At 42.4% G+C, this 8,206-nt stretch carries 8 protein-coding genes, 1 pseudogene and 1 riboswitch; all 9 genes and pseudogenes read right to left on the bottom strand.

Features of this window, described 5'->3' with window-relative positions:
- Positions 1 to 76: 76 nt before the first annotated feature.
- Positions 77 to 628: pseudogene (locus tag GNE10_RS08185) on the bottom strand (TonB-dependent receptor); the annotation flags it as partial.
- 380 nt (positions 629 to 1,008) lie between these two features.
- A riboswitch (cobalamin riboswitch) is annotated at positions 1,009 to 1,159 on the bottom strand.
- 287 nt (positions 1,160 to 1,446) lie between these two features.
- Positions 1,447 to 1,902 (bottom strand): hypothetical protein, encoded by a 456-nt coding sequence (locus GNE10_RS08180; protein WP_185564483.1) that lies wholly within the window; start codon positions 1,900 to 1,902, stop codon positions 1,447 to 1,449.
- Between the two features lie 6 nt (positions 1,903 to 1,908).
- On the bottom strand, positions 1,909 to 2,769 hold the full coding sequence (locus GNE10_RS08175) for a bifunctional 2-polyprenyl-6-hydroxyphenol methylase/3-demethylubiquinol 3-O-methyltransferase UbiG (RefSeq protein ID WP_185564481.1): 861 nt from the start codon (positions 2,767 to 2,769) through the stop codon (positions 1,909 to 1,911).
- A gap of 169 nt (positions 2,770 to 2,938) precedes the next feature.
- On the bottom strand, positions 2,939 to 3,364 hold the full coding sequence (locus tag GNE10_RS08170) for a ubiquinol-cytochrome c reductase iron-sulfur subunit (protein ID WP_185564479.1): 426 nt from the start codon (positions 3,362 to 3,364) through the stop codon (positions 2,939 to 2,941).
- 146 nt (positions 3,365 to 3,510) lie between these two features.
- A complete protein-coding gene (locus tag GNE10_RS08165) occupies positions 3,511 to 3,900 on the bottom strand; it encodes a hypothetical protein (RefSeq protein WP_185564477.1) in 390 nt (129 codons plus the stop codon).
- Between the two features lie 201 nt (positions 3,901 to 4,101).
- The gene (locus GNE10_RS08160) at positions 4,102 to 4,566 is read right to left on the bottom strand and encodes a hypothetical protein (protein ID WP_185564475.1); all 465 of its coding nucleotides are present in this window, start codon (positions 4,564 to 4,566) and stop codon (positions 4,102 to 4,104) included.
- Positions 4,550 to 5,608, bottom strand: a complete 1,059-nt coding sequence (gene cobW, locus GNE10_RS08155) for a cobalamin biosynthesis protein CobW (RefSeq protein ID WP_185564473.1) — start codon at positions 5,606 to 5,608, stop codon at positions 4,550 to 4,552. The genes GNE10_RS08160 and cobW overlap by 17 nt, the downstream gene beginning before the upstream one ends.
- An 88-nt stretch (positions 5,609 to 5,696) precedes the next feature.
- The gene (locus GNE10_RS08150; protein WP_185564490.1) at positions 5,697 to 6,950 is read right to left on the bottom strand and encodes an FAD-dependent hydroxylase; all 1,254 of its coding nucleotides are present in this window, start codon (positions 6,948 to 6,950) and stop codon (positions 5,697 to 5,699) included.
- A 33-nt stretch (positions 6,951 to 6,983) separates the two neighbouring features.
- On the bottom strand, positions 6,984 to 7,988 hold the full coding sequence (locus GNE10_RS08145; RefSeq protein WP_185564471.1) for a methyltransferase domain-containing protein: 1,005 nt from the start codon (positions 7,986 to 7,988) through the stop codon (positions 6,984 to 6,986).
- Positions 7,989 to 8,206: the final 218 nt, after the last annotated feature.

The following is an 8,206-nucleotide window of genomic DNA, read 5'->3' as shown; positions in this document are numbered from 1 at the left end:
CGAGGCTCAACCATACTCTCTGTGTTAGTTTTTGCGATCGCACTTAATTATACTTTGGCGAGAGTGACAAAAGAGGGTTAATCACCCCACCGATAGCATCAGAACCATAAAGAGTAGAACCACCGCCTGGTAGTACTTCAACTCTTTCAACGATATTGGTAGTAAATTCTGAAAGGTCAAAACCACCAGAACCAAGTTCGTTAATTGGTCTACCATCAAGCAAAATCAAGACTTGTGCAGAGTTAGAACCTCGAATAAATTGACCGCTTAAAGCGTTTACTTCCGTACCAACTGTACCATCAGGCAAGATACCAGGAAGGAATTTGAGTGCTTCTCTGACAGTTCTAGCACCCTGCGCTTCCATTTCTTCTCCTGTAATCACATAAACCGGACGAGTGGAATCTTTCACTGTCCCCTCACGACGAAAGGGTGAGTATACAGGTTCATTGAGTAGCTTATCGATGACTGTTAGTTCAATATCTGGTTCTTTTTCTTCTACGGATGTTGGGGGATTTTCAGGTTTTACTTGTGCAACTGGTTGTAAGTCTCTTGCAGTACCTTCATTTTTAGGAAACTCAGATATTTGTGGAACTTGATTAGCAATAGCTACATTTCCTCCACATACCATCCCAGAAATTGCGGTAAAAACGAAGATTTTTGAGAAAAATTCATAATAAGTAACTACACGGAAAGTGGACATGAAACTCCTCGTTTTCAGTAAATGCAGATATTGATTTGTACTATTGATTTTTGAGATTTAGGGTGAAATTAGCTTGCTACAATGCATTGCTATACCTAAATCATTGTGGATACTATTTGAATGACAAAAAAGATTCTGTGGTATTTTTGATGGATACCCAAATTCCTATAGGAAAATCCAAAATTGAGTGTCCTTACTAACAGCGAAGCGAAGTAGTAAAACTTGCAGAGGGTACTTTCTGAAGTCGATATCTGTACCCATGAAATACTTTAACTATGTGTATCATCTGTACCTCGCAGATAAATATTTTTTGCCTAGAGTGAGTCGGCGGGCATTCTGACTTAGAGATACGTTATGTTCATCTCGTTACAGCTGCGGGACAGCGCCGGATTTTCACCGAACTTTCCCCCTTGCGCCTGATGGCTGCTCCCCATCAGAACCGACAGTTATGTGTCACATTACCATAGTTGCTCTCTATATGTAAATTCAGTCGATAATAATTTTGATTTTCCATATCACTTACTGAATTTTAATTATACTTTTGCTGCTGCTAAAATCCATAAAAGAAATCCCCTAACTATCAGTACAGGGGAAGGCGTATTTTCATACATTGTAGATTAAATTTTGTCAAGTGTCTTACGTTTCTAAGAGGTAGTTTAACGCTTTAACTTTGCTATTCAAGCTCTATACGTAGCAATTGAAAAAACGGTAAAAACAGAAAGATTGTTTTTTATTTTGGATGATTTTCATTGTGTTTTTGCTCCTATTCTCAGGCAATTTTGAGGTTGGAATTCTGCCCATTCTTTGCATATAGTTTGGTAACATTGCGGTGGTGTAATAGGTAAATTAGTTAAATAGAAAAACCCAGCCTGATTACCGTATTCCAACAAAAATACAACATCTTTTTCGGGATTATACTTATCTACAGCTTCAAGAATATGAGCATTCATGAAGTGTCTTTGCAGCAGTACGGTATCGGGTGCTGCTAACCAAGCATTTAAGAAAGCTGCGAGATTTTTACGCGGAATAAAATGGGCTTTAAATGTTTCACCAGCCATACTTAAATGCGGAGAATTGGTACTGCAAATTACAACACCACGTTCTCCTCCTAAATAGCCAACCCAAGCGTTATAACCAATTACCAATAAATTAGTGGCGATAAAATCTTGTTGCCAATCTTGAGTGTTTATTTCTGTGGTCATCTTCAATTAAACTCCTTTAGATAACTGCCAAAGTTGGATAGAATAACACAGATGGTTTTCAAAAATAGCGCGTGCTGCTAACCCTTCAGCAATTGGCTTTTCCAACCAACGCTTAAATGCCCAATGTCCGATCGCGTATAGTGGTGGAACGGCGATCGCTACAACATCAGCAATATATTTAACTGTAGTCAGCCCAAAAGTACGGAACTTATCAACACACAAATCAATGGTTGGCGCAATATGGGTTGAAATGTCTTCCGTCTTGATTAACTTGAATCCAGACTGTTCTAACGCCGCCTGGAGTTCGTTGGCGACATGACAATTAGAAAAAATACCTTTTCGGTATTCGGGATCAAAACGCATCATATCTGCAAGCAGCAGGTAGCCACCGCTATCCAGTAAACGAGCCGCACCTTGAGCTAAATCGTCAACAGCGATATACTGGCTGCTTTCACTCAACAGAACTAAATCGTAGGAGTTTGGGGAGTGAAAATCTTCAAATCTCGTTAAATAGAAAGGTACTTGAGAGTTAGTATGCTTGATAAACTTTTCTTGCTGGAGTGTGTCAGGTGCTAATCCCTCAACAATGAAACCGCGATCGCGTAAATACACTGCATTCCCACCAATCCCGCAGCCGACATCCAGCACAGTTTTTACACCCTCTGGAATAAAACTAAAAAGCTTGGCTGCATAAGCTTCTTGAGCCGCACGCAGACGAGTTAGAGTCAATTCCTCACCCACAGTAGGTAGTGGCTCCCAATACCCGTAATGGAGATAGGAGGAATTTGTAAGTCCCATGTAATAATCTATCGCCGCATTTTGGTAACGAGTCGCTTTGGGAATATTTATTAGTTTTGGTTTTTGCATTTATAAATTGGTAGAAACAGTGACAAGTTCATGCTTAATATTCCCAGCAATATCAGTGTGTTAATTTTGTCGTTTGATTAACTAAGGTATTACTATTTGCAAATTGCTACATAATAATTTTAGTGAACACTTAAAGCCCCAAATCAAACCTGAGATTATTAATTACAAATTATGAATTACGTTTCACAATAACTAAATTGCCTTCTATTTTTGTCTCGTAATTTGATAGTGATTTTGTAGCTGACCCCATTTGTACATTGCCATTGGCAGCAAATTTGGAAGCATGACAAGGGCATAAAAATATCTTTTCTTCTGCAAGCCACTCTACGGTGCAACCCATGTGAGTGCAGGTAGGGTTCACAGCCACTAGATTTTTGCTTTTAGAAGTACCAATTACTAATACAGAACCAACAGGTGAGTTTTCATTTAATAGTTGACCAGTTTTATCCAATTCGGCAACTGTTCCTACTGGTTGCCAATCTCCAGAAGTTGATGATATTGCTATAGTTTCTGGAGCAGAAGCTACAACTTTTGCAGGTAAGCTACTTGCTACATAACCTAAACCAAAACAAGTAATAAAATCACGACGTTTCATAGTTTCATATTATTTAGGCTTTATATAAACAATTTATTGCACCTTACATTTCCGAGCATAAATCTGTAAAATAGTGAGGGGAGAAAGAAATAACTTTCCTCCTATCCCCTGCTTTTCCCAAGATGAGAAACTTAGGAAAATAGATTCTACGGGAGGCTATTCCGCAAGCGGCGTAAACAATTTATCGATGCAGCACAATCACAACCAAACATAGCTACAGCAGCATCACTTTCTGCATCTGTAACCCCAAGCAGAGCCTTTTCACTGTCATCAGCAGTAACATCAATCTCTGCTACGCCTTTTTGCAAGTGAGATAATTGTTCAGCGTGAGCGCAGAAAAATTTACCGAGTTTCGGATGTCTGGCACAAGCTCTTTGGTCTGATGCTGATACTGGTGTAGTAGCAGCATCAGGACGGTCTACTGGTTGGGGATTTACTGGTTCACCAGCTGTGGTCACTTTATTGGTCATGACCAATGAAGCTAAAGACATCAAAGCTGCGGATTTAGTTGTTAAATTTGTCAGAAATTTATTCATGCAATTGTCTAGAAGTAGGTTGGCAATTAAAGTTAATTTTCTCTCTGCTTAGTAGGGGAATGCAGAATTTTTTACCTTGTATTTCTTCCATTAAGTTGATACCCAAACAGGAGATTTTTCCTGTTTTTATATATTTAATAACTACTTGGCAGAGAGATAGCAATCGATTATACTCCTACTTTTAAAATTACTGTGTATTTTCTAGGGCATTAGGCTTGGTTGAAATTCTGACCAACGCTTGTAAACTTGTGCATAGCAATCGGGTGGAGTAATTTTTAGTTTGTGTAGAAAATTAACTTCAATCTGATGTTCAGCCTTTAGCACCAAAAGAATGTCTTGATAGGGATTGTATGTTGCAACTGAGGGTAAAATTGATGAAATCATAGATGAACACATTGATTGTGATATAAATCCGCCATCCCTCAACGAACGCAAGTAAAACTCAATCAGATTGGAAGGGAGAAATTGCAGGGTGAAGGGCACTATATCAAGACTTGTAATTGTCGAGTGAGTAACTTTAGTATCGACATCACAAATAACAACTCCCCGCCCAAATGACTGAAATCCCTTCCATCCTGTGTAACCAATTACTAATATATTGTTATGGATAAAGTTGTTTTGCCAGTAGCCGAAATTTCCTTGCCACAAACTATTGGATGGTCGCATTGACTTCCTCCCCCAATACCAATGATTCAATGCGAACTCGATCTAGTTCTCGACCAATTAACACTAATCGCGTTTGACGGGGTTCGCTGTTTTGCCAGGGACGGTCGTAAAAGTAATCAAATCGATTACCGACACCCTGTAATACCAAACGCATGGCTTTATTCGGAACTGCTACAAATCCCTTAATTCGATAAATTTCTTGCTGTTGCACCAATGTTTGTAAGCGTTTAACCAAGACAGACGGTTCAAATGCTTGGTCTAGTATTAGTTGCACTGCATTAATGCCGTCATCATGTTCGTGGTCTTCTTCAGTATCGTGGTGACTGGGGCGACTATCTAAGTTGTCTTCTACCGCAGCGTTGAAACCGAGTAACAAATCGCTACTGATTTTACCATCCTGGCAAAGAATGACTTTTACACCAGGGGGTAAGTTCTGTTTGAGCCAATCCTGCACTCTCACTTGCGTTGGGAAATCAACGCGATCGCTTTTAGTCAGCAACACCAAGTCAGCACAAGCCAGCTGATCTTCAAACAGTTCCTCAATGGGTGTTTCGTGTTCTAGGCTAGAGTCAGCTTGTCGCTGGGCTAAGAGGGCTGCTAAATCGCCTACATATCGATCGCTAGCCAAGGCTTCGCAATCCACCACAGTGATTACGCCGTCCACTGTTGCACCTGTGCGAATCTCTGGCCAGCGAAATGCTTGTACCAATGGTTTTGGTAATGCTAGCCCAGAGGTTTCAATTAACATACAGTCTAGGCGATCGCGCCGCTTCAATAATTCCTGCATGGCTGGTAAAAATTCCTCTTGCACTGTGCAGCACAAGCAACCGTTGGTGAGTTCAACAATGTTGCTGTTGGGGTCTTCTTCATCATCACAAACTCGGCAATCACGCAATAATTCGCCATCAATGCCCATTTCCCCAAATTCATTTACCAAAACAGCAATCCGTCGTCCTTCGTTGTTTTGCAGTAAGTGACGAATTAACGTAGTTTTGCCTGCGCCGAGAAATCCTGTAATGACTGTGACGGGAATTTTGTGCATATAAAATAAGTTGTTTGTTGATTAAAGGAGCGATCGCCAGAAAGAAGTGGTAAGCGCAAATATTATGTAGTGTTGCCAGCGTTAAAATTCAAATATTTATGTTCTGCAACACCGTCAAGGATGAGTGGTCAAGTTGTGGCTGGCGGCCCCATAGCCCGGTCATCAGTCGCAGCAGTAGCCTTCGTGGGAAAGACCAATAAATTATCAGCCGTAGTACTAGCCGCCGTAGTCTAACAATTGGCAACCAGTGGTTAGAAAAGCTACGGTTGAGAATATCAGTAAAGGCAAGCACCACCCAGTTTTCATAGCGTCGCCAGCGATCGTAGCGTTTTAGCACTGCTAGAGAACCCAGGTCTTGTTTGTGTTGTTGTGCAGTTTGCAACACTTGGGCTAGGGCAGCCGCATCACGAATACCCATGTTTAGCCCCTGACCGCCCACCGGATGACAGCAGTGGGCAGCATCCCCCAGCAATACTAAGCGCGGTTTGCAATAGCGGCGGCTCTGCATCAATCGTGCCGGAAACACTAGGGGTTGGCTCAATAAAGTTAGTTTCCCCATTTGTTCGCCGTAGCGTCGTCGTAGTTCGGTCATAAACTGGTCGGGAGGCAGAGCAACTATTGCCTGAGCCTCTGCTTGGGGGGCAATCCAGACAATTTGACAGCGATTATCAGGCAAGGGCAAAATTGCAAAAGGGCCGCTAGGCCAAAAACGCTCGTAGCCGATATTCTGGTGCCATCGCTCTGGAGCAACGAAAGCTGTGATACAGGATTGCCAGTAAGCCCAGCCGTTAGTTTCGATGCCAGCAGAAGAGCGAATTTGCGAGTTGATACCATCAGCAGCCACCACCAACTGCGATCGCAACCGTTGTTGACCTTGGGAATTCTCCAGCACTACTTCTGCGGTTTCAGTTCCATAGCGCACCTCAATCACTTGAGTCTCATACCAGCAGGTAATGTTGGCTGCTGTTGCCACTCGTTGCTGGAGTGCCGCCATCAGTACCCCATGTTCACCACAGTAGTAAACTGCTGCTTCTCCCAAATCTTTAGGGCAAAACTCAACTCGGTGGGGATAGTCTGCGTCCGACAGTAATACCCGTGAAAAATGGCTAATTTTTGGCGCAATTTGCGACCATAGCCCTAAATCACGAAAAATTTTGCTCGTCATCGGCGACAGGGCATAAGCTCGCTTTCGCTCTGTTGCTTGCTGCTGTTGTTGTGCTTCCACTACTACAATTCGCAAACCTGACGATTGCAGTCCACAGGCTAGTGTCAAACCTGAAATACCGCCGCCGACAATAACTACATCGCAGTTTGCCAAAGATGGATGCAGTAATGAGGTCATAGCTTGAAACTCACGCATTGGTCATAATGCTTGCTACCTAACCAAGCTGGAGGGATTTACCTTAGCAAAGTTTCTGTCCATCAATTCTGTACGTGAATTTGCCCGCACAGCACGGAACATTCCAAATCGGCACAGTCCTGCACCAAAGGCTAAACGCATCAATAAAAACGTCGGCACTTCGCGCACAGACTTAATGAAACCAGACAGTCCAAAACGCAGAAATCCGCTTGGGCGAACCACTCCTTGCCAAATCGAATCTAACCAAGAAGGAAGGGTTTCTTGCGTCCAGTCTGCCGTAATTACCTCTCCTTCCACTAATCCTGTAGCTGCCAACAGTTCGGAGAATCCCTCAATGCTAGAAAAAGCTGGATGAGACCACTGATCTAGCAGTTGTCGCATTACTGGTTTCTCCCAAAAATTTAGCGGCTTTTGGCGGTCATCCCTTTGATTCCAGTCAGCGACAACCAAAATTCCACCAGGCTTTAGTACCCGCATTAATTCTCTGGCAAAAATGGCTTTATCGGGCATATGGGGGCCTGCTTCAATCGACCAAACTACATCAAAACTGGCATCTGGAAACGACAATGCCATTGCATCATCGACTGCAAACTGGGCGTTTAGTTCTTGGGGTGTTAACTCCTGGGCGCGTTTCACCTGCTGTGGGCTGATGGTAATTCCTGTGACAGCAAATCCATAATCTCGCGCTAAAATCCGGCTGCTACCCCCAATCCCACAGCCAACATCTAAGACGGTAGTATCAGGAGGTAATTTATCTAAACCGCCCCACTTAACCATTTCATGCACGAAGTCCGATTTAGCAACCAAAAAATCCTTGCGTCGTGGCGGCGAACCGTAGTGACCGAGGTGAATGTGTTCTCCCCAGTAAAATTCTAGAATGCCGTCAAGCGTCCATTGGTCATAGGAATTAGCGACTGTGGCTGAGGATTGATACTTACGAGCCGTTAGGAAATAAGCCGCAATTCCAGTTAGTAAAACGACAAGAGAACCAATTACAAAATAAACTAATAAAGTTGACATTGTTGTGAAAAATTTTTATGTAGCTAACCGTTGATAGATGTTGGTGTGTTTATGGTTCATCCCGAATTAGACGAGAGATCGTAAGAGAAATTTTCCTATAGGCTGAACTTGCAATATTTTGCCAACCTCGAATTATTTTCCTGAAATTTAGAAAGGGTTGCTGCTTATCTTCTCTAAAACCTGTTTGTTTGACAAAAGGATGAACAGCAGTAGGAATC

Source organism: Nostoc sp. 2RC (genome assembly GCF_014222165.1).
Taxonomy (GTDB): Bacteria; Cyanobacteriota; Cyanobacteriia; order Cyanobacteriales; family Nostocaceae; genus Nostoc; species Nostoc linckia.
This window is presented reverse-complemented; position numbering and strand designations above follow the sequence as displayed.

Bases quoted from the DNA above. Each gene is read 5' to 3' on its own strand.
- GNE10_RS08145 (WP_185564471.1), bottom strand. From the start codon at position 7,988: ATGTCAACTTTATTAGTTTATTTTGTAATTGGTTCTCTTGTCGTTTTA.
- GNE10_RS08160 (WP_185564475.1), bottom strand. From the start codon at position 4,566: ATGCGACCATCCAATAGTTTGTGGCAAGGAAATTTCGGCTACTGGCAA.
- cobW (WP_185564473.1), bottom strand. From the start codon at position 5,608: ATGCACAAAATTCCCGTCACAGTCATTACAGGATTTCTCGGCGCAGGC.
- GNE10_RS08165 (WP_185564477.1), bottom strand. From the start codon at position 3,900: ATGAATAAATTTCTGACAAATTTAACAACTAAATCCGCAGCTTTGATG.
- GNE10_RS08150 (WP_185564490.1), bottom strand. From the start codon at position 6,950: ATGACCTCATTACTGCATCCATCTTTGGCAAACTGCGATGTAGTTATT.
- GNE10_RS08170 (WP_185564479.1), bottom strand. From the start codon at position 3,364: ATGAAACGTCGTGATTTTATTACTTGTTTTGGTTTAGGTTATGTAGCA.
- GNE10_RS08175 (WP_185564481.1), bottom strand. From the start codon at position 2,769: ATGCAAAAACCAAAACTAATAAATATTCCCAAAGCGACTCGTTACCAA.
- GNE10_RS08180 (WP_185564483.1), bottom strand. From the start codon at position 1,902: ATGACCACAGAAATAAACACTCAAGATTGGCAACAAGATTTTATCGCC.